The sequence below is a fragment of the Arthrobacter humicola genome (assembly GCF_022803015.1).
Taxonomy (GTDB): domain Bacteria; phylum Actinomycetota; class Actinomycetes; order Actinomycetales; family Micrococcaceae; genus Arthrobacter; species Arthrobacter humicola_A.
The window spans coordinates 14606-39048 of record NZ_JAFKON010000010.1 but is presented as its reverse complement, the minus strand read 5'-3'; the positions used below and the strand labels follow the sequence as shown (position 1 = coordinate 39048).

Sequence of the window (24443 nt, the reverse complement as noted above, 5' to 3'; positions counted from 1 at the left end):
CCACAATCTCCCTCCAGAACCCCATTTAGATCTCTGACAGATCGAAAGGAACACCCATGCCCAACAACCCCAATGACGAGGTTGGCTTGTACCAGGCCGATGGCGGCCACGCCCACGCTTCGGATTCCCTGATCCACGCGGAGGACTCGGGCTATCACAAGAGCCTGAAGCCCCGGCAGATCCAGATGATCGCGATCGGCGGGGCCATCGGGACCGGCCTGTTCCTGGGTGCCGGCGGCCGGCTCAACGCGGCAGGCCCGTCACTGGTCATCGCCTACGCCGTCTGTGGCTTCTTCGCGTTCCTGATCCTGCGCGCCCTGGGTGAACTGGTGCTGCACCGGCCCTCGTCAGGATCGTTCGTGTCCTACGCCCGCGAATTCTACGGAGAGAAAGCCGCGTTCATCTCCGGCTGGTTCTATTGGATCAACTGGGCCACCACCACCATCGTGGACATCACCGCCGCGGCCCTCTACATGAACTTCTTCGGCAAATACATCCCTTGGATGGGGGCCGTACCGCAGTGGGCGTGGGCGCTGATCGCCCTCGTCGTGGTCCTTTGCCTCAACCTCGTCTCCGTCAAGGTGTTCGGCGAGCTCGAGTTCTGGTTCGCCCTGATCAAGGTCGCGGCCCTGGTCGCATTCCTGTTGGTCGGCACCTACTTCGTCATGTTCGGCACGCCCGTGGAAGGCCAGGAAGTCGGATTCAGCCTCATCACCGACAATGGCGGCCTCTTCCCCAACGGGCTGCTGCCCATGATCATCCTTATGCAGGGCGTGCTGTTCGCCTACGCCTCGATCGAACTGATCGGTACCGCCGCCGGCGAAACCGAAAACCCCGAAAGAATCATGCCCAAGGCCATCAACTCCGTGGTCTTCCGGATCGCCGTCTTCTACGTCGGCTCGGTCATTCTGCTCGCCCTGCTGCTGCCCTACACCTCGTATGAAAAAGGCGTCAGCCCGTTTGTGACGTTCTTCGGATCCATCGGTATCCAGGGCGTGGACGTCATCATGAACCTCGTGGTCCTCACGGCCGCCCTGTCCTCGCTGAACGCCGGTCTTTACTCCACCGGCCGCATCCTGCGTTCCATGTCAGTGGCCGGATCGGCCCCGAAGTTCGCCCAGCGGATGAACAAGGCCGGTGTCCCCTACGGCGGCATCGCCATCACCGCCGGCGTCTCCCTCCTCGGGGTCCCGCTGAACTACCTGGTCCCCGGCCAGGCTTTCGAGATCGTCCTGAACGTCGCCGCTGTAGGCATCGTCGTCACGTGGGCCACCATTGTGCTCTGCCAGATCCAGCTCAAACGGTGGGCAGACAAAGGCTGGCTTGAGCGCCCCACTTTCCGGATGTTCGGCGCCCCCTACACCGGTTACCTCTCCCTGGTATTCCTGCTCGGGGTCCTCGTCATGGTCTTCATCGATTCCCCGCTCACATTGCTGGTGACCCTGGTGGCCTGCGCGCTGATGGTAGGCGGCTGGTACGCCTGCCGGAAACAAATCCACGACATCGCCGAAACCCGCGACGGCTTCACTGGCGCCGCGCCCGTGCTGGCCAACCGGACTCCAATCCGCTAATCGAACATCCCAGTGCCGACCAATCCCGCAACCCGGCACCCAACGCGAAAGCCTTCATGAAGCCACGAAACCCGCTGAGTCCCGGCCGAACCAGCACTCTGCAGGAACTCGACCCGCCAGCTGCGCACAAAGACAAGCCGCCGGCGTCGAACGACAGCTGCGAGGACGTCTGCTTCTTCTGCACCGGACCGGAAACAGACTAGCCACCGTTCCGCTGGATTCAGTGGACATGCCATGCCCGCCAACCCAACCCAACCCAAGAAGACAAGTAGTGATGAAAACCGAGTCTGCATCCATAATGACCGCAACCGACACGCACCCAGTTGAAGGCGACACCATCAAACCCGTGCAGACGGCCCCAGGGGCTGTCCTGGATAACCGCAACGGCGCCAGCACCCTCAAGTCCGCCGGCCACGTGATTGTTGATTCGCTCGCGGCGCACGGGGTAGAACGCACGTTTGTTGTCCCCGGGGAAAGCTTCCTGGACGTCCTCGACGGGCTGCACGGCTCTGAGATCGAGACCGTGGTCTGCCGGCACGAGGGCGGTGCCGCCTACATGGCCGAGGCCGACGGCAAGATGAACCAGCGTCCCGGCGTCGCCATGGTCACCCGCGGCCCCGGGGCAGCGAACGCCCACGTGGGCCTGCACACCGCGTGGCAGGACTCCACCCCGATGCTGCTCTTCGTCGGACTGATTCCGTTCGCGCACCGGGACCGCGAGGCGTTCCAGGAGTTCGACATCAAGGCGTGGTTCGACACGGGCGCCAAACGCGTGATGGTCCTGGACCACCCCGAGCGGGCCTCCGAAATTGTCGCGGAGGCAATGTTCGCGGCCATGAGCGGCCGTCCCGGGCCCGTGGTAGTGGGCCTGCCGGAGGACATCATCCGGGTCCCCATTGATCCGGCCCTGCACCCGGCCATCCCGGTGGCCGCGGGCGGGATGAGCAGCACCGATGCCGGTGCGCTGGCTGAGGCGCTGGCACAGTCGAAGAAGCCGCTCTTTGTCACCGGCGGGAATGACTGGACCCAGGAAGCCGCCTCGGAACTAACCCGCTGGCTCGAAAAGCACCACATCCCGGCCGCGGCGGAGTGGCGGACACAGGGGACCGTCTCCTTTGATTCGCCCAGCTACGTGGGGCCGATCGGCTACGGCCGGCCCCGCCCCACCTATGACCTCCTGGAGGAAACCGACCTGCTCGTTTTCGTCGGGACGGTCCCGGGGGACGTGATCACGGACGGTTTCGTGTGCCGGCAGGACTGGAACAAGAACAACTTCCTCGTCAGCATCGATCCCTCGCTGCGCGGCCGCTCCGGTCCGGTCTCCCGCCAGATCCTGGCCAAGCCGGACGCCTTCGTCCGGGACCTGGTCAACATCGACCTGCCCGTCAAGGAGGAGTGGAAGGCGTGGACGGCCCGGATGCGCGCCGAGCAGCGCTCCTTCGCCAGCCTGCCGCCGTCGGTCCCCGGCGACGGGCCCGCGAAGATGGACACCCTGATGGCCAACCTCGTGCCGCTGCTGCCGGAGGACGCCCTGGTGACGTTTGGGGCGGGCGAGCACACCAACTGGGCGCACCGGTACTTCCCCACCCGGCGCTACGCCTCGATGATCAGCGCCCGGAACGGTTCCATGGGGTACTCGGTGCCCTCGGCCATCGCCGCCTCGCTGGCCAGCCCGGAGCGCCGGGTGGTCACCATCGCGGGCGACGGGGAATTCCTCATGAACGGCCAGGAGCTCGCCACGGCCGCCCAGTACGGAGCCACGCCGCTGATCATCGTGATGGATAACCAGGAGTACGGCACCATCCGCACCCACCAGGAACGCCACTACCCGTCCCGGGTGTCGGGGACGCAGCTGAAGAACCCCGACTTCGGCATGATGGCCCGGGCGTTCGGCGGTTTCGGCATCACCGTCACCGAGGATAAGGACGTGCCGGCCGCCCTCGAGGCGGCGCTGGCCGCCATCGACCGGGACGGTGTGTTCGCCCTGGTCCACCTCGTCGTCGAACAGCGGGTCAAGGCCTACTAAATCCACCCTGCCTACCTGGTTGCGCTATCAGTCCTGGTCGTCATTCGGCGTCCATAACCGCCATGACCGATAGCGCAACGGGTGGTTAGAGTGGTGCCTCGAGGCTACTCCCCTGTTTCGCCGCCTATTCCCCCGTCTCGCCGTCTAGGGCCTCGCGGAGGAGGTCGGCGTGGCCGTTGTGCCGGGCATACTCCTCGATCATGTGGCACAGGATCCAGCGCAGGCTCGGTGCCGAACCGTCGGGCCACGGGCGACGAGCCAATTGGTCCAGGCCGCCGCCGGCCAGGGCCTCCGTGACGCTGGCCCGGGACCGGTCCACGGCGTCCTGCCACAGGGTGCGCAGCTGGTCCGGGGTGTCCCCGGCGGCGGAGTGCCACTCCCAGTCCGGGTCGGCCTTCCAATCCACGGCGGCAAACGGGGCCTCCCGGTCCCGGGCGTGCAGGGAACGGGAGAACCATTCGCTCTCCACATAGGCCATGTGCTTCAGGAGCCCGCCCAGCGTCATCGATGAGGCAGCGGTAGTAGCCACGAAGCCGGCCGCGTCCAGCCCTGCGCATTTCCACGCCAGCGTGGCCCGCTGGTAGTCCAGGAAACCCAGGAGGGTCGCGGTTTCGTCGGAGGCGAGGGGAGGCTCCGGGCGGCCCTGATCGTCCACAATTGTCATGCGCGTGAGTCTAGCCGCCCGGCCTCCACGTCGCCGGAAACCGTCCGCTTCGCCGGAAAAGTGCGGCGTTCCGGCACGCTTCCGGCGACTTCGACGACGACGACGGCGGCAGGTTCGGGGACGACGGCGGGCAAGCGCACGGTCCGTCTGGTGCGCACGGTCCGCCTGGCGCGCCGGTGGATGACGTACTCGGCCACCGCAAGGTTGATCACCCAGGCTGCCCCCAGGAGCACCGCCCGGGTCGGCTCGTCGGGCGGGCCCACCAGCAGCATCCACGGCAGCCCTGTCAGCGCCTGCGTTCCCGCGGCGACGCCGATCGCGTAGCCGCGCGTCATCCACGCGCCGTGCCGCACAAAGTCGCGGCGCACAACCGCCACGACTCCCAGGACAATGCTCGCCGCCATGGCCGAGCCGAAGACCAGCCGCAGCACCAACAGCGCCGGTCCGTCCCCGGGCGGCAGCGGATAGAAGACGGCCATCCACAGGCCGGACAGGGCGGCCAGCAAGCCCGCCGGCGCGAGGATGCGCCCGGCGACCCGGTGCCAGCCGCGGCGGCCCCGCAGCGCGGGGAGGAACTGGAACGCACCGAGCAGGCTGTAGGTGGTGACGCTAAGGATGTGCGTCACCACAGGCACGGGCGAGGCGAAGAACCGGGCGTTCTGGGCGGTGATGGCGGCACCGCCGGTCAGTTCCGTCAGCCGCGCCGCGCCGGCGATCACCGGGATGAGGCTGAGAAGGATCAATCCGGCGGCCACTGGCCACTGGGGGCGGCGGCGGACACGGGGGACGGGGGCGCTGCTGGCGTGTGTTGTCACGACGTGGTCCTTGGCTGGGATGGCTGGTGGCGGTGGTACATGAATCGCGCGGTGTACGGCGTACACCTGATGCGGCCACGTTAGGTGTACGGCGTACACTTGTCAATAGAGAACCGTTAGGGAAGGGTGGCCGGATGACCCAGCAAGCGGAGCGCACGCGCCGGATCCCGTTGAGCCGGGACCGCGTCCTGGCTGCCGCCGTCGTGCTGGCCGATCAGGTGGGGATCGAGGCGCTGAGCATGCGCCGGCTGGCGCAGGAACTCGGCGTCGTCCCGATGGCGCTGTACAAGCACGTGGCAAACAAGGAGGAACTCCTTGACTGCATGGTGGACGCCCTTGTCAGCGAGATCGATCCTCCCGTCCGTGATGCCGGCTGGAAGGACACCGTGCGCCTGAGGGTGCTCTCGGCGAGGGGGGCGCTGCTGCGGCATCCGTGGGCCCGGCAAGTGCTGGAATCGCGCACGAATAAAACGCCGGCGGTCCTTGGCTACATGGACTCGTTCATCGGCATGTTCCTGGCCGGAGGCTTCTCCGTGGACCTGACCCATCACGTCATGCACGCCCTCGGCAGCCGCATGTGGGGGTTTACCCAGGAGCTGTTCGACGACTCCGCCGGCGGGGACGCCGCAGGGCTGGTGACCCTTCCGCCGGAAGCGCAGGCGGCCATGTTCCGGGAGATGGCCGAGCGGTATCCGAACATTCTGAAGGTCGCCACCGCCTCCGCGCACCAGGACTCCGTGGTGGGCCAGGGGTGCGATGACCAGTTCGAGTTCGAGTTCGCCCTGGACCTGCTCCTGGACGGCTTCGAGCGGCTGCACCGGCAGCACTGGAGCTCCACTCCGGCACAAACCAGCCCGGCACAAACCAGCCCGGCACAAACCAGTCCGGCGCAGACCTCCACGCCGGCAACGCCCTGACCGGCCCCTACTCCTCCAGGAACCGCAGCAGGTACGGAAGAGTGGTCCGCATGGCCCGCAGGTCGCCCCCGCTCGCGGCCAGCTCGCCCAAATAATCGCCGTGGCTGCCCGGCACGATCATCAGACGTGCCCCGGGAATGAGCCGTGACATCTGCACGGCATGGTCAGCGCTGACGACGTCGCGGTCGGCGCTCAGCACCAGGGTGCGGGCCGTGATGCGGCGCAGGTCCTCGTCCGGCCAGCCGGGGAAGGTCAGGATCCGCTGGCGGTCCAGTTCGAACATCCGCTCGAGGTGTCCGGGCTCCGGGTTCAGCCGGCGGTCCGCGTCCTGGTACACCTCCGGCATGTCATCGAGGGTTGCCTTTTCCATCCCCTCCCAAAATTCATCGCCCACAGCGTCGCGGCTGGCGAAGGTGGAGGCGGCAATCAGGCACCGCACCATGGACGGATGCCCCATGGCCAGCGCGAGCGCCGTGTGGCCCCCGGCGCTGAACCCGAGCACATCCACGGAGTCCACGTTGAGCTCATCGAGCACGGCTTTGATGTCCTCTGCCGATCCTTCGGCGGTGAGCGGCCGGGCGGTAGCCGCGGTCCGGCCGTGGCCTTCCTCTTCGACGGCGATCACCTGCAGGCTCTCGGCCAGCAGCGCGGGGATGAGGCCGGCGAAGTTGGTCTCGATGCTCGAGCCTCCGCCGGGAATCAGCAACAGCGGGGGCTCGCCGGCCCGCGGGTGACCGTGGACCTCGTAGTACATGCGGAGGTCGCCGTTCGCCGCGTAACCGTGGGTGAATGTCACACGGCATGTTACCGCCGCTAATACCGGGCTGAACAGGGCCTTGCGGACGACGGCGGGAGATTCCCGCCGTCGTCGTGTTGCGTTGCAGGTCAAGCGTTGACGGACTCGGCGATGATCGCGTCGACCTGGCCCAGCGCCTCCCTCATGCCTTCTTCCATGCCCATGGCGACGATCTTCTCCATCTGCTCCTCCGCCTCGAACGTGGACATGATGGTCATTCGGGTGCGGTCGCCGATTGGCTCCAGTGTCACAACTCCATGGATCGTGCCCATGTCGGCCACGGGGTCGCCGTTGTCGTCCGCGAAGCCATCATCGAACTCCAGCCGGTGCGGGGCGTTGATGGTCACGAACCGCCACCAGCCGCGGGCTTTCTCCCCCTCGGGTCCCGTCATGTAGTAGCTGGCCTCGCCGCCCGGGACGAACTCGTGCTTTTCGAAGGTGGCCGGCCACGTGGGCGGCCCCCACCAGCGCTCGAGCTGGCGCGGGTCTTCCCAGATTTGCCAGACGCGCCCAACTCCGGCATCAAACTCGGCGACCACGGTGAGGCTCAGCGCCTCAAGATTCTTGACTGAACTGACAACCGTCATGACGAACTCTCCTATCCTTCAGTTTCCTTCAGCTTGGCCTTGCGATTTATTCGTTGTTCTGGCGCCTGCCTGCGTCTCGCCAGGTTCCGGGGCGGCCGATTCGGCCAGCAGGTCCGCAATCCGGTCGGCGCGCTGGCGCCAAATGACCTCGTAGTCGTCCAGCAGGCGGCGGGCCCGCTGCAGGCCGTCATGGTTGGCCCGCACGATCTGCTCCCTTCCCCGCTTCTCCTTCGAGACAAGGGAAGCGCGTTCCAGCACCGCCACATGCTTCTGGACGGCCGCAAAACTCATGGCGTAGAGGGCAGCGAGCCCGGAGACCGAGTACTCGCCCACCGTCACCCGGCGCACGATGTCCCTGCGGGTCGCGTCGGCGAACGCCTGGAAAAGGCGGTCGAGTTCGTCGTCGCTGAGCTGGGTTCGGAGCTGATCTACAACCATTTGGTTGTAGGATAGTCCGACTGCTCGGGCGTGTCAATGTGTCGGGAATCGACCCCAGCGGCCTCGGCGCTGGGCGGCAAAGTGGCCGGTGTGCGGAGCGTATGCCGAGCGTAGAGTGAGCCCATGAAGCGTGTGTTGATCGACCGCTTCGGCGGCCCCGAAGTCCTGCAGGTGGTGGAGATCGACGATCCACGGCCCGGCCCGGGTGAAGTCCGCGTCAGGGTCCTGGCTTCGGGGGTCTCTTTCACCGATGCCCAGCTCCGCGCCGGCACCTACCTCGGCGGACCGAAGCCGCCGTTCACGCCCGGATACGAGCTCGTCGGCATCGTTGATGAGCTCGGGCCCGGTTGCTCGCGGGTACGGATCGGGGACCGCATCGGCGCGCTGACGGTGTGGGGCGCCAACGCCGAGCGCGTCTGTGTGCCGGAGGCATACGCGGTGGATGTGCCTGAGGACCTCGACCCGGCCGAGGTCGTAAGCCTCGTCTTCCCCTACATGACCGCCTACCAGTTGCTGCACCGGACGGCCCAGGCGAAGCCCGGGGAGAGCGTTCTGGTTCACGGCGCGGCAGGCAGGGTGGGCGCCGCCATCCTCGAGCTCGGAGCACTGGCCCGCCTCCGCCTCTACGGGACCGCCTCCGGCCGGGACCGCGCCGCAGTGGAGCGGCTGGGCGCGGTGGCGATCGACTATCAGAACGAGGATTTCCTGGCCCGAGTGCGCGGGCTCACCGGCGACGGCGTAGACATTGCCCTCGACGGGATCGGTGGGCCGTTGTCTCTGCGCTCCTTCCGGGCGCTGCGGCCCGGCGGCCGGCTCGTTGTGTTTGGCCGCTACGCCACCATCGCGCAGGGGCGCAAGAACTGGCCGGGCGTGATCGCCTGGTACGCGGCAACGGGGAGCGTCGCACTCTGGGGCTGGCTGTCACCCCGCCGAAAGGTGCTGTCCTACCGGATCCAGAAGCTGCGCATCCACCACCAGGACTGGTTCAGGGCAGACTTCTTCGCGCTGCTCGAGTTGCTTCGCCGCGGCGAGATTCACCCGGTGGTGGCCGAGCGCCTGCCGCTTTCGGACGTTCGTCGCGCCCATGAGCTGCTGGGGAGCACCGCGGCGAAAGGGAAGATCGTGCTCGTACCCTGATCCGGCATGGTCGCTGCCGCGACACTACGTGTAAGGCCCCGCCGGGTTCGCGGGAAGCCTGCGAGGTCGCCGGAAGGTTCCGGCGAGTCCGCACGTTTCCGGCGACTTCGCGGCCCAACGCCACGAGGGAGGATAGTTTTAGGGCATGACGGCAAGCTACACGTACGACGTCGAGATTCTGCACCTCCTCGTCTCGCCGGCACACGCCTACTTCGGCCGCGCCCGCGATGGTGCGGCGCAGGTCCCCACGACGGACGCGGACCAAGTGGAACTGGTGGCCGGCAAGGGCATCGTCGGCGACCGGTTCTTCGGCAAGGCCGCGCACATGGACGCCGCCGTCACCCTCCTCTCGATCGAGGCCCTCGAGGCGATGGCTGAAAAGCTGGGAGCCGGCCCCTTTGACCCGCTCCTGACCCGGCGCAATGTGGTCCTCCGGGGCGCCCACCTCGCTCCCCTGCTCGGCGAAGAGTTCGCGCTTGAATCGAAGGGCAACGTGGTCCGGCTCCGGGCCGGACGGCCAGCCCACCCCTGCGCGTGGATGGACCGGATGCTTGCCCCGGGCGCGCACGACGCCATGCGCGGCCGGGGAGGCGTGCGCTGCCAGCCGCTTTCGACCGGCCTCCTGAGCCGCGGCCCGGCCGTGCTGGTCAGCCCCGTCCCGCTCGACCCCGGGCAGGCCGGCGTCCCCACGCTGTTGCGCCCCTCCCGGCTGCCGTAGCGCGGCGAAGACCCGAGCGGCGCGGACGACGGCGGGCGTTGCGTGATCCGGCGAGCGGCGATCATGCTCTTTGCCGCGGATGTGGAACAAATGCGCATCCGAATCGTCCGCAGGAAATAGGCTCGGACTCATCGATCAGGCGGCCGCACGGCAACCGTCAAGTGCAAAAACCGGTGAAGGAGCCAGGGTGGACACCCGAAAGCTGAAGTATTTTCTGGCTGTTGTTGACCACGACGGGTTCAGCCGGGCCGCGGAGCACCTGCTCATCGCCCAGCCATCGCTCTCGCAGACCATCGCCGCCCTCGAGAAGGAGCTGGGCGTGCCGCTCTTCCACCGGATCGGGCGGCGGGCGGTGCTCACCGAGGCGGGCAAGGAGCTGATCGGGCCGGCCCGGCTCGTGATGCGCAACCTCGATGCGGCGCAGTCCGCGGTGCAGTCGGTGCGCGGGCTGCGCAGCGGACGGCTGGACATCGTCACGATGCCCTCACCCGGGATCGAGCCCCTGTCCTCGATGATCGCCGCCTTCACCCGTGCCCATCCCTTGGTCAGGCTCAATGTCAGCGCCGCCTTCACCCCGGAGGACGTCATCGAGTCTGTCCGAAGCGGCAGCACGGAGATCGGGCTGGCAGGCTCCCCCACGCCCATCAAGGTTCCCGGTGTTGAGGTGCTGGAGCTCGATCGCCAGCCGCTGATCCTTCTCATCAATCCCCAGTCCGATACGTTTGGCGCCGCAACAACGATTCAACGCGAGGAGCTGGCCGGCCACCGCCTGGTCGCGAGCCAGCGCGGCTCGCTGATGCGCTGGCTTGTGGACGATGCACTGGCGCGGGGGATCGACGCCGAAATCGTCGTCGAGGTCGCCCACCGGACCTCGATCCTGCCCTTGGTCCTGGCCGGGGTCGGCCACGCCGTGATGCCGTCGTCGTGGGCGCCCCTGGCGCACAAATCGGGGCTGCGGACGCTGCTGATCGAACCCGTATCCTACCTGGATGTTGCCGTTCTCAGCCGGAGGGACGACCTGACCCCCGCGGCCCGGTCCTTCCTGGCGGTGGCGCGGCTGCACGCGGCCCCGCAACCGCAAGGAAGGACAGACACGCCTCCCCCGGCGCATCATCAATAGGCTGAACCTATCTAGCGGATCGGATCTTGGTCTTGGACGGCATGTGGTGCCGGCCCGTCTACTTGAAGAGGAAGGCAGTGTGACGCTGCTAACACACTCAACGAGGAGGTAGGCACATGAGCGCCACCCAGAAATTCAGCATCGCTTCAATCCCCGCAGACGGGGTCGGCAAAGAGGTCGTCTCCGCCGGACGCCGGGTCCTGGACGCCCTGGCGCAGAATTCCGGCGGCAAGTTCGCCTTCGAATGGACCGAGTTCCCATGGGGCTGCGAGTACTACGCCAAGACCGGCCAGATGATGGACCCCGACGGACTGGACACCCTCAAGGATTTCGACGCCATCTACTTCGGCGCTGTCGGCTGGAAAAACGTCCCGGACCATATCAGCCTCTGGGGCCTGCGCCTGAATATCACGCAGAACTTTGACCAGTGGGCCAACATCCGTCCGGTGAAGTTCCTCCCGGGCGTCCAGTCCCCGCTGCGCAAGGCCGACACCACCGAACTCGACTGGATTGTGGTCCGCGAAAACAGCGAAGGCGAGTACGCCGGCCTCGGCGGGCGCAACCTCAGCGGCCGCGGCCCGGGCAACGAGGTCGCCCTGCAGACCGCGCTGTTCACCGAGAAGGGCTGCGAGCGCATCATGCGCTTCGCGTTCGATCTCGCCCGGACCCGCACGGTGAAGAAGGTCTCCTCCGTCACCAAGTCCAACGCCCAGCAGTACGGCATGGTCCTCTGGGACGAAACCTTCCAGCGTGTTGCCCTGGACTACCCCGATGTCGCCACCGAGAGCGTCCTGGTTGACGCGATGAGCGCCAAGTTCATCCTGCACCCGGAAGACCTCTCCGTCGTCGTGGCCTCAAACCTGAACGCCGACATCCTCTCCGACCTCGGCTCGGCCCTGGCCGGCAGCCTCGGCCTGGCGGCCAGCGCCAACCTGAACCCGGAGCGCCGCTTCCCGTCCATGTTCGAACCGGTGCACGGCTCGGCCCCGGACATCGCGGGCAAGGGCATCAGCAACCCGATCGGCGCGATCGCCAGCGCAGCCCTGATGCTGGACCACTTCGGCCTGCACGAGGAAGCCCGCCGCGTCGAGGCCGCCATCGAAGAGGCGACCGGCGCCGGCCACCTGACCCGCGACGTCGGCGGCGACGCCACCACCGCGGACGTCACTGACGCCATCATCGAGGCCCTGGCCCGCACCCTGGCGGCCGTTTAGCGCTGCGAAGCACCAAAACGGACGACGGCACTGAAACGGACGACGCCGGCCGCGCGGCCGCCGTCGAACGCTAGACACCGCACGGGGCGGCTGCGCCCAACTGGCTCCCGCCCCGTGCAAACCCCCACACTTAAAGCATCTCCAGAGACATTCCACAATGAGGTAGGAATCATGGGACACATCACCACCGCGGGCACGGACATCCCGGCCCCCAAGAAACGCTGGTACAGGCAGCTGTACTTCTGGGTATTGACCGGCATCGTCCTCGGCATTCTGGTGGGCTGGCTGGCCCCGGCTGCGGGCATCGCCATGGAACCGATCGGCACCACCTTCGTCAACGCCATGAGAATGCTGATCGGCCCGATCGTGTTCCTGACCATCGTCGGCGGCATCGCCAGCGTCGCGGATCTGAAGAAGGTCGGCATGACCGGGCTGAAGGCCCTGACGTATTTCCAGATCGGCACGATCTTTGCCCTGCTCTTTGGCCTGGTCGCCATCAACATCTTCCGCCTCGGCGACGGCGTCAACGCAGACGCCAGCGCGATCAAGACGACGGACTCCGCGGCCAAACTCATCGACGCCGGCGCCCACCAGGAATGGTGGCAGTTCCTGACCCACGTCATCCCCACCAGCGTCGTCGCGCCCTTCGTGGAAGGCGACATCCTCCAGATCATCTTCATCGCCGTGATCTTCGGCGTCGCGCTGAACGCCATGGGCAAGGTCGGAGCGCCCGTCCTGGACGGTGTCCAGCGCCTCACCGGGGTCATGTTCAAAATCCTGGGCTTCATCATGAAGGCCGCCCCGCTGGGCGCTTTCGGCGCGATGGCCTTCGCCGTCGGCAAGTACGGCGTCTCCTCCCTCTCCAGCATGGGCGGGCTGATCGCGCTCTTCTACGCCACCTCGATCCTCTTCGTCGTCGTGGTCCTCGGCTCCGTCATGGCCTTCCTGAAGCTGAACATCTTCAAGATGATCCGCCACCTCAAAGAGGAGTACCTGCTCATTCTGGGCACCTCCACGGCCGAACCGGCCCTCCCGGGCCTGATGCGCAAGCTCGAGCACGCCGGTGTGAAGAAGGAAACGGTCGGGCTCGTGGTCCCCACGGGCTACAGCTTCAACCTCGACGGCGCCGCCATCTACCTTTCGCTGGCCGCTGTCTACATCGCCCAGGCAACCAACACGAACCTGACCATCGGCCAGCAGCTTGGCCTCATCGCGGTCATGCTGCTCACCTCCAAGGGCGCGGCCGGCGTCGCCGGCGGCGGCTTCATCGCCCTGACCGCCACCCTGGCCACGCTCGGCACCATCCCTGCCGCCGGCATCATGCTTATCTTCGGCATCGACAAGTTCATGTCCGAGTGCCGGGCCCTGGTGAACTTCACCGGCAATGCCGTCGCCACCTTGTTCATCGCCTGGTGGGACCGCACCCTGGACGCGGACCGCGTCCGCCGCGTCTTCAACGGCGAAACTGTTGAGACCCTGCCCAGCGAGGATCCGATCCTCCCGGACGGTTACGGCGACATCGACGATGACCTGATCGAATACGGCCACCACACGCACCAAGACAACAACCCGGAGCGCACAGAACCCGCCGATGCCGATTCTACGGCCAAGGACAACCGCCGCCCCGCCTACTCGGAAACCATCTGACATGGTCCACACCACCGCCCCCAAAACCGTGCGGACCCTCATCGCACCGGACAAGTTCAAAGGCAGCCTCACGGCCGGCGAGGTAGCCGATGCCCTGGCCGCAGGGCTCCGCGCCGGAGCCGGCTCCACTGGCGGGGCCGGAGCGGTCCACTGCGAGCTGCTTCCGCTGGCCGACGGCGGGGACGGCAGTGTGGACGCCGCCGTCGCCGCCGGCTTCACCCGTCACCGCCACACTGTCACCGGGCCCACCGGCCAGCCCGTCCCGGCCGGCATCGCGTTCGACGGCACCACCGCCGTCGTCGAGGTCGCCAACACGTGCGGCCTGGCGCTCCTGCCGGCGGCCCAGCTGGAACCGTTGGCGGCCTCCAGCCGGGGCTTTGGGGAAGCGATCCTGTTCGCCCTCAGTCTCAACCCGGCCAGGATCGTCCTGGCGCTGGGCGGAAGTGCCAGCACCGACGGCGGCATGGGAATGCTCACCGCCCTGGGCTACGGCTTCCACGACGTCCGCGGCCGGCAGCTCCACGGCAGCGGAAAGTCGCTGGCGCAGATCCACACCATCCGCCGGACCAGGTTCCCCGAACTGGACGGCACGGAGCTCGTAGTCGCCAGCGACGTCCACAATCCACTGCTCGGGCCCGGCGGCGCGCCGGCGGTCTTCGGGCCCCAAAAGGGCGCCGGACCGCAGGACGTTGGGGCGCTGGAGCACGGGCTGGCGCACCTCGTCGCCACGTTGACGGACGCCGGATTTGAGGACGCCGAGGCACTGGCGCAGCGTGAGGGCGCCGGAAGCGCCGGCGGCATCGGCTTCGCCTGCCTGCTGCTGGGCGCCAAGCAGGTCTCGGGCGCCGACTACTTCCTGGACCTGCTCGATTTCAACAACCGCAGGGACAGTTGCGACGTCGTCATCACCGGCGAAGGCAGCATCGACGAACAGACCCTCGCCGGCAAACTTCCCGCCGCCGTCGCCCGGAGGTCCGGAACCCGCCCGATCATCGCGGTGGCCGGCCGTTCCCTCCTCCCCCGGGAAAGGTGGTCCGAACTGGCGCTCACCCGGGTCTACACCCTGGCCGAGTACACCGACCAGGACTCCTCCAAGGACCCCGGACTGTCCGCCGCCCTGCTGCAGAGGATCGGGAGGGACATCGCGGCAAGCCTGCTGTAGGCGACCTTCCGCCGACGAGGGGAACGCCTGCCTGGGGACACCCGGGCGGGCGTTCTTGTCGCGTTCCCTTTGATGTCCGCTTGTGGTCCGCCCACCGGCGGGCCGCTGTCAGCAGTAGCGGGACCTGGCCCCGCGGTCCTACTGCCTAATCGCGCCCTGGCTCTTCCCGCTCCGCGATTCCCTTCACGCTCTTCACCAGGCTGTCCCACATGCCCTTGGAGTGGTCGGCGTCCTCGGCACTGGCGTTGTTGTCCTGGGCGAGCGTCAGATGCGTGGCACCGGCCTGGTCCTCGAGCGTCCAGGTCAGCGTGTGGTAGTTCTCCGGCGCATCCGGCTGGCCGCTCAACGGGCTGAAGTGCGTGACAACAAGCCGCCGTCCGGGTTCAAACTCGAGGATGCTGCCCCTGTCCTCGTACTCCTTGCCGTCCCAGGTGCCCCGCCACAGGATGGGTCCGCCTACCGTCCAGTCGGTCACGAGTTCGGTGCCGAACATGAACTCCTTGGCTGCATCGGGATCGGTGATTACGGACCATACGCGGCTCGCGGGCGCCTCGATGGTGATGGTCGAGGTCGCCACATACATTCCAGGCATAGCCTTCCTTTCCTCGCGGAGTCGCTCGGCGCCGGCAGCGCCCGGCACCGAGACTACTCCGCCGGGCGGAACGTGCGGAAGCTCCCTAGGCCGGGTAGATCGCGATGGCGGCGGCCTTGATGACGAAGTAGACGCTCATTCCGGGGACGAGGCCGAGGTCGGCTGACGCGGCCGGGGTGATGTCCGCGGAGAGTCGACCGGCACGGACACGGATCTGATCGCCGTGGGGCTCCAGGTCCGTGATGATCACTTGGAATGAGTTTCGCGGGCTGCCGTGCTCTTCGGTGAGGAACACCGATACCGCCGACGGCGGAAAGACCGCTACTCCGTCCTGCCCGGGCTCGACGGACTCGTCCTGGTGGCCCGCGACGACCATGCCCTGGGCCGTGGTCACCCCGGCGTTGCTGACGGTGCCGGCCACAAGGTTCAGCCCGGCCAGCCCGGCGGCGAACCGGCTGCGCGGTTTTTCCAGGACTTCGCGGGTGGGGCCCTGTTCGGTGATCCGGCCGCCCTCGAGGACGATCACCCGGTCGGCCAGCATGAGGGCGTCGAGGATGTCGTGGGTGATGATGATCGCCCGGCGGCCGGCGAGGACGCGCTTGAGGAGCCGGCGGAGCAGCGGGGCGGCATGGATGTCGAGCGCGGCCATGGGCTCGTCGAGGAGCAGCAGGTGGGGGTCGGCGGCGAGGGCGCGGGCCACGGCCACCCGCTGGGCCTGTCCGCCGGAGAGCTGTCCGGGGCGCCGCGAGGCGAGGGAGTCGGCGTCGACCTCGCTGAGCCAGTGCATTGCCGTTTCGCGGGCCGCTGCGCTGGAGGCGCCGGCGCTGCGTGGCCCGAACGCGACGTTGTCCAGTGCACTGAGGTGCGGAAACAGGAGGGCTTCCTGGGCCAACAGCGCCGTGCCCCGGGTGTGCGGGGCGCGCCAGATGTTGGTGTCCGCGCTCAGGTCGAACAGGACTTTTTCGCCGATCGTCGCCTTGCCGGCATCGGGGCGCAGCAGGCCGGAGATGATCGAGAGGAGCGTCGATTTACCGGCCCCGTTGGGCCCTAGGATGGCGATTGTCTCGGCCGGTCCGAGGCTGAGGGAGACCTCGAAACTCCGTGCGGCAAGGGTTGCGTCCAGCTGAAAGGTCACCGGAGTGCTCCTTCCGGTGCAACGCCAAGGCGAGGGCGCCGGTAGGAGAGCCCGACGACGGCCACCGCCACGGCGACCAGCAGGAGGGAGAGCGCGACGGCGGCGTCGGCGTCGGTTTCGCGTTGCAGATAGATCTCCAGCGGCAGGGTGCGGGTGACGCCCTGCAGGCTGCCGGCGAAGGTCAGGGTGGCACCGAATTCGCCCAGGCTGCGGGCGAAGGACAGAACGGCGCCGGAGGCCAGGCCGGGGAGCACCAGCGGGATGGTCACCCGGCGCAGCACCGTGCCCGGGCGCGCGCCGAGGGTCGCGGCGACCGCCTCGTACTTGTTGCCGGCGGTGCGCAGGGCGCCTTCGAGGCTGACCACCAGGAACGGCAGGGCAACGTACGTCTGGGCGAGGACGACGGCGGTTGTGGAGAAGGCGATCTGGATTCCGGCCAGTTCCAGGCTTTTGCCCAGGAGTCCCTGGCGGCCGAAGGTGTAGAGCAGGGCGATGCCTCCCACCACGGGAGGCAGGACCAGCGGCAGGAGGACGAAGGCCCGGAGCAGGCGCTGGCCCGGGAACGGGCTCCGCGCCAGGATGAGTGCGAGCGGCACGCCGAGGACGATGCAGGAGGCGGTGCTCGCCGCGGAGGTACGCAGGCTCAGGCCGAGCGCGGTGAGTGAGGATTCGGAAGTGATCAGCGGGATGAACTCGGACCAGTTGACCCTGGCGACCATTGCCACCAGCGGAAGCAGGACGAAGAGTGCCCCTGCTGCCGCGATGGCGTAAATCCATGCCGGGATGCCCGTGTACCCGGTGCCGCTGCGCCTGTGCATGCCGTTTACGGGGTGCCGAATCCGGCGTCGCTCAGGACCGTCTTGCCCTCGCTGCCGGTGACCGCGGCGATGAAGGCAGCGGCGAGCTCCTTGTTCTTGCTCGTGCCGACCGTGGCGATGGGGTAGGTATTTACGGCCTGATCCGACTCGGCGAAGCGGATGCCTTTGACCTTGTCTCCGGCGTTCTTGACGTCCGTGACATAGACCAGCCCGGCGTCGGCCTCACCCGAGGTGACCTTGCCCAGGACATCCGTGACGGACGATTCCTCGCTGACCGGCGCCAGCGTGGTGCCGGTGGCTTTTTCGACGGTCTCGGCCGCGGCGCCGCAGGGAACCTGCGGTGCGCAGACCACCACCTTCACGCCCGGTTTGGCGAGGTCGGCGAAGGAGCTGATCGATGCCGGGTTGGACGGCGGAACCGCGATCTCCAGGACGTTCGTGGCGAAGTTGGCCGGGGCGCCGTCGATCAGTTCCGCATCGGTCAGCTTGGCCATGTTCTTAGTGTCGGCGGAGGCAAAGACGTCGGCCGGGGCGCCCTGGGTGATCTGCGTAGCCAAGTCCGAGGAGCCGGCAAAGTTCAAAGTGATTTTGGTGCCGGGGTTCTTCGCCTCGAAGTCGCTGGCCAGCTTGGTGAAGGTCGATTTCAGCGAGGCCGCGGCGTAAACGGTGATCGCTCCGGACAGCGTGGGGGTCTCACTGGCCCCGGCGCTGGAGTTGGAGCCGGTTCCGGCTGCCCCGGGCGTGCCGGCGGCGCAGCCGGCCAGGCCCGCGGCCAGGGCGCCGGCCGCCAGCAGTGCGGGGACGTGCTTGCGGGCAGTCCTCATATGATGCTCTTTCCGTGGGGCGTTTCGATGATGACGGTGGTGGCTTTGACCACGGCGGTCGCCACGGAGCCGAGCTCCAGGCCCAGTTCCCGGACGGCTTCGCTGCTCATCAGGGACACGACGCGGAAGGGCCCGCACTGCAGCTCAACCTGTGCCATGACTTTGTCAGCAGTGATGCCCGTGACCAGGCCGACGAACCGGTTGCGGGCGGAGCGGCCCACCTTGGTGGGGTCATCGGGAAGCTGTGCCTGGTCGCGGGCCAGGTGGGCAAGTTCCAGGCCGTCCACGGCCAGCCGGCCGGAGTCATCCTTGACCGGGGTCAGGATCCCATTCTCGGTCCAGCGCCGGACGGTGTCGTCACTGACCCCGAGAAAACGTGCTGCTTCGGAGATGCGGATTTTCGGCATGACTCTATAATCACCTATTTGCGGAAATTATGGGGATTCTGATCCGCAAATCAGTAAATAGTCCTCGTTTGGTGTCATCCGAGGAGCAGCCGGGTGCGGCCCCCGGGATCCTCGAACTCAAGCCGCATGTCGGGCCGGCCGATGGCGCCGCCGCCGGGCGCCGCCCGCTTGGGGCCACCAGGAGCGACGGCGGGTCGATTTTCCCGCCGCCCGGGACGATAATCGGAGGTGACCGGACAGCTTCTGCCGAGAGGAGCCGGCCGTGGCACCCACCACCCTGCTGGCAGGATTCAGATCTGCGATCGCCGCCCTCACGCTGGGGGTGCTGCTGACCGGAACCGGCTGCTCCTCCGACAACCCCGCGGAAACCACGAAGATCACGCCGGCGACCAACGGGATCAACACCGTGGTCGGTCCGATGAAGCTGGCGGACATGCTCATCCTCTCCCACGGAGCGGACCAGCCCGGACGGATCATGGGCACGGTTTTCAACACGTCCGCCAAAGACGCGGTTGTCACCATCTCCGGCGCTTCCGGATCGACGGTATCGATTCCGGTCAAGGCCAACGGCGAAACGTCTTTGGCCCAACCTCCGGCCATGATGCTGGACCCCACCACGGGATCCCCCGGGTCTCTGGTCACGGTCCGGGTGAGCGAGGACTCCACAGGTAAGTCGGCCGAGCTGCAGCTTCCGGTCCTCGACTCCACGCTGCCCGAATACCAGTCGTACATGCCCGCGACGCCCGGAGCCGGGACTGCCTCCGGCAGCCCGTCACCCACGCTGCCCGGGAACACCACCGCCCCTTCCGGGACCGGGTCCCCCAGCCCCTCCCCCAGTCCGTAGACCGAAGCCCGGTCTCAGTCGTCTGACAACCATGGATCTGGCCCCACGGGCGGTGCTCCCGTTACGGGAGCAGGACGGGGCTTAGGCAGGCAGGGCCGGTGAACGCCGACCCTGCCTGCCTGGCAGCCTCTGTGGCTCTGGCTAGGAGAAGCGTCCCGGCCGGAAGGTGGCCAGCATCGGGTGCTTCGTGCCGGTCATGATCTCGCCCGCAAGAAGTTCGCCTGCGATGAGGCCGAGCGTGGCCCCCGAGTGCGTGAAGGCCACGAAGCAGCCGGGCACCTGGCCGAGTTCGCCGAGGACCGGTTCGCCGTCGCCCGGGATGGGCTTGTAGCCGATCTTCCAGGAGGCCGGTTTGAGGTCGGGGTTGCCGCCGATGAGCTTGGATGCTTCGTCGGCGAGTTCCTGGACCACGTCATCGGGGATGCTGAAGGAGCCGTCGGCGTGTTCGGTGATGTGCCCTTCATACCAGTCGTGGTCCAGGGCAAGGGTGTTTCCGGGATTGGGCCGGACGGCGGCCCTGGGGGTGTTCAGCACGGCCTCCAGCTCGTGCTCGACGGGTTTGGTCAACACCAGCATGGAGACCGGGGATCCGTTGGGGATCTCGACGCCGAGGGGCGCGACGACGGCGGGAGTTGCGGCACCGCACGCCACCAGGACAGCGTCTGCCTCGTAGGTTTCCCCTGCGGCCGTCTCGACGCCGGTGGCCCGGCCGCCGTCGACCGTCACGGACACCTTGCCGGCGTTGAGGACGAGTTCACCGCCCAGGGCGTGGAACTCCTCCATCAGGAAGTCCACCAGATCGGGCAGGCTGACCCAGCCCCCACCGGGGTTAAAGATGGCGTTCTCCGGAACGGCGACCGGATCGATGCCGGGGGTGGCTGAGGAAACCTGTGCGGGTGTCAGAAGCTTCGAGTCATAGCCGATGGATTTCTCGTAGCGGTGGCGGGCTTCCGTGGCGGCTTCCTGGCCGGCGGGATTCCACATGAGGCCACCGCCGAACTGCAGCCAGTCCCGGCCGGGGTCAGCGGCGAAGAGCGTGCGGTAGCGGTCCACGCCGGCGACCCGGAGCTGGTGGTACGGCGTGGACCGTTCTCCGGCGGAGTTCAGCCAGGAGAGCGAGCGGCCGGTGGCCTCGCTGGCCAGGCCGTGTTCGGTCAGGAGGGTGACGGAGGCGCCGTCGCGGAGCAGGTGGACGGCGGTGGAGACGCCGAGGATGCCGCCGCCGATGATGGCGATGCGCTTGGTTGAGGGTGTGGAGGACATGGGTCTGCCTTTCCTTAAGTAGAGGTGTCAGGGGTGCCCGCCAGGGGCACTGGGAGGCGGTGTGCGGGCTATGCGAAGGCGCGGATATTTTCGATGACCCTCAGGACGTCGAGGGACTCCTCGGGGTCGACCGGAAGTGGGCCCTTGCCACGGAGGGCAGCCGCGAGCTGTGCATAGAACAGCGGATAGGCGCCGGGTTCAGATGCGACTGGCCGCAGGTCTCCGTCGACACCCACGGTCCCCCAATGGGTTTGGGGTTCGACGCCGTAGCCCTGGTCCGTGGGTGTCGTTCCGGCCGCGAGGGCCGGTTCCTGGCCGTCCAGGCCCCACTTCGTGTAGCCGGACTCGGAGCCCAGGACGTGAAAGCGCGGGCCGACCTGCGCCGCCATGCCGTTCATCCACAACCGTGAGCGGACCCCGGATTCGTGGAGCAGGGACACGAAGGCCTCGGTGTCGGCGCCGCCCGGATCCTGGCTGTGGTTCGCCGTTTCCCCGTAGCTTTCGGTTACCGGGCCAAAGAGCTGGATGGCCTGGTCGATCAGGTGGGCGCCGAGGTCGTTGAGGATGCCGCCGCCCTCGGACACGGCAGCGGTGTCCCGCCAGTTTCCGAAGCCCTCCGGCCGCCACCATTCAAAGCGCGATTCGAAGCTGCGCACCTCCCCCAGCGCTGCTTCCCCGACAAGCTTCCGCAGCGTCAGGAAGTCCGCGTCCCAGCGTCGGTTCTGAAATACCGTGAGCTGCACGCCGGCGTCGGCCGCCCGGGAGATGAGCTCCTGCCCCTGGTCCGACGTGGTGACGAACGGCTTGTCCACCACCACGGGGAGGCCGTGGGCGATGGCCGTCGCGGCGAGGTCGAAGTGGGTCAGCGGCGGCGTCCCGAGGACCACCAGATCGAGGTCACCGGAGAGCGCAAACAGGTCCTCCGGCGTCGGGACGATCCGGGCGTCCGGGTAGAGCCTCGCCGCCTCCGAGGCGCGGTCCGGATCCGCCGTGACGATCACCTCCAGCGAGTAGTTGGCATCCGCCGCGATCAGCGGTGCGTGAAAGACTTTGCCCGAGATGCCGAACCCGACGACGGCGGTGCGGATGGGTCCCGCGGCGGCGCTTCCCTTCAGGGTCTCCATCAGAGCACTTCCGAGAGGAAGCGCTGGAGGCGTTCGCTTTGCGGGTTGTCGAAGAGGTCGGCGGGCGTGCCGGACTCGACGACCTCGCCTTCGTCCATGAAGACGACCTGATCAGCGACCTTGCGGGCAAAGCCCATCTCGTGCGTGACCACCAGCATGGTCATGCCGCGGCGGCCCAGGCCTGCCATGAGGTTCAGCACGCCCTTGACCAGTTCCGGGTCCAGGGCGCTGGTGGCCTCGTCGAAGAGCATGACTTCCGGTTCCATGGCCAGGGCCCGGGCAATCGCGACGCGCTGCTGCTGTCCGCCGGAGAGGTCGCGGGGCCGGTGATCGGCGCGTTCGGCAAGACCGACCTCGGCGAGGCGGCGCCGGGCGCGTTCCCTGGCCTCGGCCTTGGGCATGCCCTTGACGCTCCAGAGGGCCAGCGCCACGTTCTCGAGGGCGGTGTGGTCCGGGAAGAGGTTGAAGTGCTGGAACACCATGCCGATGCGGCTGCGCAGGAGGTCCGGTTTGACCTGCAGGGCGCTCTCGCCGGCCAGGAGCACGTCCCCGCTCTTGGGTTCGTGCAGTCGGTTGACGCCGCGCAGGAGGGTGGATTTGCCGGAGCCGGAGGGACCGATGATGCAGGTGGTGGTGCCCGGGGCGACGTTGAGGCTGACGTTGCGGAGCACCTCGACGTCGCCGTAGGCCATGGTCAGGTTTTTCAGTTCCAGGCTGGAGCCGTGGAACGTCTCGATGTCCGGGACTGGTTCTTTGGTGTTGCTGGTGCTGCGTGCGGTGTTGCTGGCGAGGCTCATGTGTTGCTCCCGGTGGTCAGCGGTGAAGCCGCGGCGAGTTCTTTGACTTCCTTGAGACCGCTGCTCGGTGCAGCGGGGCGGCGTCGGCCGGTGCGGAAGCGGTTATCGAAGTAATTGACCAGATGGGTCAGGGGAACCGTGATCAGCAGGTAGAAGATGCCGGCCATGACCAGGGGCGAGAGGTTGCCGGAAAGCACGGCGGCGTCCTGGCCCACGCGGAAGAGCTCGCGTTCCGTGACCAGCAGGCCCAGGAAATAGACCAGCGAGGAGTCCTTGACGATCGCGATGAACTGGTTCACCAGCGCCGGCAGGACCCGGCGGACGCCTTGCGGAACCACCACCAGGGCCATGGACTTCGCGTAGCTCATGCCCAGCGCGCGGCAGGCCTCACCCTGGCCTTTGTCCACGCTCTGGATACCGGCGCGGAAGATCTCACCGATGTAGGCGCTGGCGATCAGGCTCAGGGCGATGATCCCCAGGGGGTAGGGCGAGGGGCCGAAGATCGATTGGCTGAAGCGGGCGAAACCCTGGCCGATCAGCAGGATGGTCAGGATGGCGGGGAGTCCGCGGAAGAGGTCCGTGTAGATCCGGGCCGGAACCCGAAGCCACCGCGAGGGAGATATCCCCATCACGGCGACGACCATGCCGAGGGCAACGCCGATGATGGTCGCCGCAACGGAGATGATGAGGGTATTGAGGAGACCGACTCCCAGAAGCTGGGGCAGGACCTCGGCCATTGCGCCGAAGTCGAAGAAGGTGCGGGTGATGGTGCTTAACCAGTCCATGGTTGCTCTCAGACGTAGGTAGCTTGTGGAACCCGGGCGGGCCGCGCAGTGCGGCCCGCCCGGTCAGGTGGGAGCCGGGCTATGTGCCGGACGTGCCGATGGTTCGGGGCATATTGGTTGCCGGCCGCTTACTGGCTGGGCCTTACTTGCTGGGTGTGGGGCTGGCCGTCTGCTCGGCCTTGGGCAGGTACTGCTCGGGCATCGGGGAGCCCGGGAACCACTTCTGGTAGAGCTTCTTCCAGGTGCCGTCCTCCATGGCTGCGGCAAGGCCCTTGTTGAGGGCGTCCCTGAAAGCGGTTTTGCCCTTGGCCACGGCGAAGCCGGCGGGAGCGTCGAAGGACGGGATGTCCGCGGCGCTGATCAGCCCATACTGCGTTTCGTAGGCCTTGGCGGCCTCGTAGTCCAGGAAGTGTGCATCAACGGATCCACTGTTGACGGCGGCGATCGCGGTGTTGTTGTCCGGGAAGCGCACCAGGCTCGCGGAGGTGAAGTTCTTGACCGCGTAAGCCTCCTGCAGCGTTCCCTGCACGACGCCGAGTCGCTTTCCGCCGAGACCGTCGGCGCCGGTGATGCCCGAGGTCTTCGTGGTGATGACGGTCAGGTAGCCGGCCAGGTAGCCATCGGAGAAGTCGACGGTTTGTTTGCGCTTGTCCGTGATGCCGATAGCCGCAACGCCGGCGTCGAACTGGCCGTTGGAGACGGCGGCGAGCAGTCCGGAGAAGTCCTGTCCGGTGAAGACGACCTTGTCGACTCCGGCGCGGTGGGCGACGTCTTTGAAGAGCTCGACGTCGAAGCCGGTGAAGTTGCCCTGGGCGTCGGCAAAGGTATAGGGCTTCGAATCACCCAGGCTGGCAACGCGGATGGTGCCGGCTTCAATCAGGCCGTAGGGGTTGTCCGCCGGCGAGGACGAGGCGGATGAGCTGCCTCCGCAGCCGGAGAGTGCCAGGACCGCGGCAACAGCAGCGGCGATGAGCGCCCCGGGGCGCATTTTGTTTCCTGTGTTCACAGCGTTTCCAATCGTGGGGGTGAGCAGCGGGGCAAG

25 protein-coding genes are annotated in these 24443 nt (G+C 67.4%); 10 read left to right on the top strand and 15 right to left on the bottom strand.

Annotation, left to right across the window (positions count from 1 at the left end; translation table 11 throughout):
* Nucleotides 1-56: 56 nt before the first annotated feature.
* Both ARTB_RS17500 and ARTB_RS17495 read left to right on the top strand, forming a co-directional pair.
* A complete protein-coding gene (locus ARTB_RS17500) occupies nt 57-1571 on the top strand; it encodes an amino acid permease (protein WP_243181668.1) in 1515 nt (504 codons plus the stop codon).
* A gap of 298 nt (nt 1572-1869) precedes the next feature.
* Nucleotides 1870-3597 carry a thiamine pyrophosphate-dependent enzyme gene (locus ARTB_RS17495; protein ID WP_243181667.1) on the top strand — a complete coding sequence of 576 codons (1728 nt, stop codon included), beginning with the start codon at nt 1870-1872 and terminating at the stop codon, nt 3595-3597.
* Nucleotides 3598-3721: 124 nt separating this feature from the next.
* On the opposite strand, the gene ARTB_RS17490 is transcribed toward ARTB_RS17495, so the two are convergent.
* Together ARTB_RS17490 and ARTB_RS17485 are read right to left on the bottom strand one after the other, a co-directional pair.
* A complete protein-coding gene (locus ARTB_RS17490; protein ID WP_243181666.1) occupies nt 3722-4261 on the bottom strand; it encodes a DinB family protein in 540 nt (179 codons plus the stop codon).
* Nucleotides 4258-5076 carry a DUF2306 domain-containing protein gene (locus ARTB_RS17485; protein WP_243181665.1) on the bottom strand — a complete coding sequence of 273 codons (819 nt, stop codon included), beginning with the start codon at nt 5074-5076 and terminating at the stop codon, nt 4258-4260. The genes ARTB_RS17490 and ARTB_RS17485 overlap by 4 nt, the downstream gene beginning before the upstream one ends.
* 134 nt (nt 5077-5210) lie before the next feature.
* On the opposite strand from ARTB_RS17485, the gene ARTB_RS17480 reads away from it, so the two are divergent.
* On the top strand, nt 5211-5993 hold the full coding sequence (locus tag ARTB_RS17480; RefSeq protein ID WP_243181664.1) for a TetR/AcrR family transcriptional regulator: 783 nt from the start codon (nt 5211-5213) through the stop codon (nt 5991-5993).
* Between the two features lie 7 nt (nt 5994-6000).
* Here ARTB_RS17480 and ARTB_RS17475 read toward each other — a convergent pair whose 3' ends face one another.
* From ARTB_RS17475 to ARTB_RS17465, 3 genes are all read right to left on the bottom strand, one after another.
* Entirely contained in the window at nt 6001-6789 is a 789-nt protein-coding gene (locus ARTB_RS17475) for an alpha/beta fold hydrolase (protein WP_243181663.1), read from the bottom strand.
* A gap of 89 nt (nt 6790-6878) precedes the next feature.
* Nucleotides 6879-7376 carry an SRPBCC family protein gene (locus ARTB_RS17470; RefSeq protein WP_028275161.1) on the bottom strand — a complete coding sequence of 166 codons (498 nt, stop codon included), beginning with the start codon at nt 7374-7376 and terminating at the stop codon, nt 6879-6881.
* Nucleotides 7377-7394: 18 nt separating this feature from the next.
* On the bottom strand, nt 7395-7814 hold the full coding sequence (locus tag ARTB_RS17465) for an ArsR/SmtB family transcription factor (RefSeq protein ID WP_243181662.1): 420 nt from the start codon (nt 7812-7814) through the stop codon (nt 7395-7397).
* A 123-nt stretch (nt 7815-7937) separates the two neighbouring features.
* On the opposite strand from ARTB_RS17465, the gene ARTB_RS17460 reads away from it, so the two are divergent.
* From ARTB_RS17460 to ARTB_RS17435, 6 genes are all read left to right on the top strand, one after another.
* Nucleotides 7938-8951, top strand: a complete 1014-nt coding sequence (locus ARTB_RS17460) for a medium chain dehydrogenase/reductase family protein (RefSeq protein WP_243181661.1) — start codon at nt 7938-7940, stop codon at nt 8949-8951.
* 145 nt (nt 8952-9096) lie between these two features.
* A complete protein-coding gene (locus tag ARTB_RS17455) occupies nt 9097-9669 on the top strand; it encodes an MOSC domain-containing protein (protein WP_243181660.1) in 573 nt (190 codons plus the stop codon).
* A gap of 187 nt (nt 9670-9856) precedes the next feature.
* Nucleotides 9857-10789 (top strand): LysR family transcriptional regulator, encoded by a 933-nt coding sequence (locus ARTB_RS17450; protein WP_243181659.1) that lies wholly within the window; start codon nt 9857-9859, stop codon nt 10787-10789.
* A gap of 116 nt (nt 10790-10905) precedes the next feature.
* A complete protein-coding gene (locus tag ARTB_RS17445; RefSeq protein WP_243181658.1) occupies nt 10906-12003 on the top strand; it encodes a tartrate dehydrogenase in 1098 nt (365 codons plus the stop codon).
* A 171-nt stretch (nt 12004-12174) separates the two neighbouring features.
* Nucleotides 12175-13650, top strand: a complete 1476-nt coding sequence (dctA, locus tag ARTB_RS17440; RefSeq protein WP_028275164.1) for a C4-dicarboxylate transporter DctA — start codon at nt 12175-12177, stop codon at nt 13648-13650.
* 1 nt (nt 13651) lies between these two features.
* Nucleotides 13652-14812 carry a glycerate kinase gene (locus ARTB_RS17435; RefSeq protein WP_084475842.1) on the top strand — a complete coding sequence of 387 codons (1161 nt, stop codon included), beginning with the start codon at nt 13652-13654 and terminating at the stop codon, nt 14810-14812.
* A gap of 145 nt (nt 14813-14957) precedes the next feature.
* Here the strand turns inward: ARTB_RS17435 and ARTB_RS17430 are convergent, their stop codons facing one another.
* From ARTB_RS17430 to ARTB_RS17410, 5 genes are all read right to left on the bottom strand, one after another.
* The gene (locus tag ARTB_RS17430; RefSeq protein WP_243181657.1) at nt 14958-15404 is read right to left on the bottom strand and encodes an SRPBCC domain-containing protein; all 447 of its coding nucleotides are present in this window, start codon (nt 15402-15404) and stop codon (nt 14958-14960) included.
* Nucleotides 15405-15489: 85 nt separating this feature from the next.
* Nucleotides 15490-16539: a sulfate/molybdate ABC transporter ATP-binding protein gene (locus ARTB_RS17425; RefSeq protein ID WP_243181656.1), complete on the bottom strand. Its 1050-nt coding sequence runs from the start codon at nt 16537-16539 to the stop codon at nt 15490-15492.
* Nucleotides 16536-17357, bottom strand: coding sequence for an ABC transporter permease (locus ARTB_RS17420; protein WP_028275168.1), 822 nt, complete (start codon nt 17355-17357; stop codon nt 16536-16538). Before ARTB_RS17420 ends, ARTB_RS17425 begins: the two co-directional genes overlap by 4 nt.
* 5 nt (nt 17358-17362) lie before the next feature.
* Entirely contained in the window at nt 17363-18181 is an 819-nt protein-coding gene (gene modA / locus ARTB_RS17415; RefSeq protein ID WP_243181655.1) for a molybdate ABC transporter substrate-binding protein, read from the bottom strand.
* The gene (locus ARTB_RS17410) at nt 18178-18588 is read right to left on the bottom strand and encodes a TOBE domain-containing protein (RefSeq protein WP_018775502.1); all 411 of its coding nucleotides are present in this window, start codon (nt 18586-18588) and stop codon (nt 18178-18180) included. Before ARTB_RS17410 ends, modA begins: the two co-directional genes overlap by 4 nt.
* A gap of 262 nt (nt 18589-18850) precedes the next feature.
* On the opposite strand from ARTB_RS17410, the gene ARTB_RS17405 reads away from it, so the two are divergent.
* On the top strand, nt 18851-19432 hold the full coding sequence (locus ARTB_RS17405) for a hypothetical protein (protein ID WP_243181654.1): 582 nt from the start codon (nt 18851-18853) through the stop codon (nt 19430-19432).
* Nucleotides 19433-19573: 141 nt separating this feature from the next.
* Here ARTB_RS17405 and ARTB_RS17400 read toward each other — a convergent pair whose 3' ends face one another.
* From ARTB_RS17400 to ARTB_RS17380, 5 genes are all read right to left on the bottom strand, one after another.
* The gene (locus ARTB_RS17400; RefSeq protein ID WP_243181653.1) at nt 19574-20695 is read right to left on the bottom strand and encodes an NAD(P)/FAD-dependent oxidoreductase; all 1122 of its coding nucleotides are present in this window, start codon (nt 20693-20695) and stop codon (nt 19574-19576) included.
* Nucleotides 20696-20763: 68 nt separating this feature from the next.
* The gene (locus ARTB_RS17395; RefSeq protein ID WP_243181652.1) at nt 20764-21819 is read right to left on the bottom strand and encodes a Gfo/Idh/MocA family protein; all 1056 of its coding nucleotides are present in this window, start codon (nt 21817-21819) and stop codon (nt 20764-20766) included.
* Nucleotides 21819-22616, bottom strand: a complete 798-nt coding sequence (locus ARTB_RS17390; RefSeq protein WP_279294383.1) for an amino acid ABC transporter ATP-binding protein — start codon at nt 22614-22616, stop codon at nt 21819-21821. Before ARTB_RS17390 ends, ARTB_RS17395 begins: the two co-directional genes overlap by 1 nt.
* On the bottom strand, nt 22613-23401 hold the full coding sequence (locus tag ARTB_RS17385; protein WP_018775513.1) for an amino acid ABC transporter permease: 789 nt from the start codon (nt 23399-23401) through the stop codon (nt 22613-22615). The genes ARTB_RS17390 and ARTB_RS17385 overlap by 4 nt, the downstream gene beginning before the upstream one ends.
* 142 nt (nt 23402-23543) lie before the next feature.
* A complete protein-coding gene (locus tag ARTB_RS17380; protein ID WP_243181731.1) occupies nt 23544-24389 on the bottom strand; it encodes an ABC transporter substrate-binding protein in 846 nt (281 codons plus the stop codon).
* Between the last annotated feature and the right edge of the window lie 54 nt (nt 24390-24443).

Coding starts and splice junctions, on each gene's coding strand:
- ARTB_RS17500 (WP_243181668.1), top strand. CDS start 57: ATGCCCAACAACCCCAATGACGAGGTTGGCTTGTACCAGGCCGATGGC.
- ARTB_RS17495 (WP_243181667.1), top strand. CDS start 1,870: ATGACCGCAACCGACACGCACCCAGTTGAAGGCGACACCATCAAACCC.
- ARTB_RS17490 (WP_243181666.1), bottom strand. CDS start 4,261: ATGACAATTGTGGACGATCAGGGCCGCCCGGAGCCTCCCCTCGCCTCC.
- ARTB_RS17480 (WP_243181664.1), top strand. CDS start 5,211: ATGACCCAGCAAGCGGAGCGCACGCGCCGGATCCCGTTGAGCCGGGAC.
- ARTB_RS17470 (WP_028275161.1), bottom strand. CDS start 7,376: ATGACGGTTGTCAGTTCAGTCAAGAATCTTGAGGCGCTGAGCCTCACC.
- ARTB_RS17465 (WP_243181662.1), bottom strand. CDS start 7,814: ATGGTTGTAGATCAGCTCCGAACCCAGCTCAGCGACGACGAACTCGAC.
- ARTB_RS17460 (WP_243181661.1), top strand. CDS start 7,938: ATGAAGCGTGTGTTGATCGACCGCTTCGGCGGCCCCGAAGTCCTGCAG.
- ARTB_RS17455 (WP_243181660.1), top strand. CDS start 9,097: ATGACGGCAAGCTACACGTACGACGTCGAGATTCTGCACCTCCTCGTC.
- ARTB_RS17445 (WP_243181658.1), top strand. CDS start 10,906: ATGAGCGCCACCCAGAAATTCAGCATCGCTTCAATCCCCGCAGACGGG.
- dctA (WP_028275164.1), top strand. CDS start 12,175: ATGGGACACATCACCACCGCGGGCACGGACATCCCGGCCCCCAAGAAA.
- ARTB_RS17435 (WP_084475842.1), top strand. CDS start 13,652: ATGGTCCACACCACCGCCCCCAAAACCGTGCGGACCCTCATCGCACCG.
- ARTB_RS17430 (WP_243181657.1), bottom strand. CDS start 15,404: ATGCCTGGAATGTATGTGGCGACCTCGACCATCACCATCGAGGCGCCC.
- ARTB_RS17420 (WP_028275168.1), bottom strand. CDS start 17,357: ATGCACAGGCGCAGCGGCACCGGGTACACGGGCATCCCGGCATGGATT.
- modA (WP_243181655.1), bottom strand. CDS start 18,181: ATGAGGACTGCCCGCAAGCACGTCCCCGCACTGCTGGCGGCCGGCGCC.
- ARTB_RS17410 (WP_018775502.1), bottom strand. CDS start 18,588: ATGCCGAAAATCCGCATCTCCGAAGCAGCACGTTTTCTCGGGGTCAGT.
- ARTB_RS17400 (WP_243181653.1), bottom strand. CDS start 20,695: ATGTCCTCCACACCCTCAACCAAGCGCATCGCCATCATCGGCGGCGGC.
- ARTB_RS17395 (WP_243181652.1), bottom strand. CDS start 21,819: ATGGAGACCCTGAAGGGAAGCGCCGCCGCGGGACCCATCCGCACCGCC.
- ARTB_RS17390 (WP_279294383.1), bottom strand. CDS start 22,616: ATGAGCCTCGCCAGCAACACCGCACGCAGCACCAGCAACACCAAAGAA.
- ARTB_RS17385 (WP_018775513.1), bottom strand. CDS start 23,401: ATGGACTGGTTAAGCACCATCACCCGCACCTTCTTCGACTTCGGCGCA.
- ARTB_RS17380 (WP_243181731.1), bottom strand. CDS start 24,389: ATGCGCCCCGGGGCGCTCATCGCCGCTGCTGTTGCCGCGGTCCTGGCA.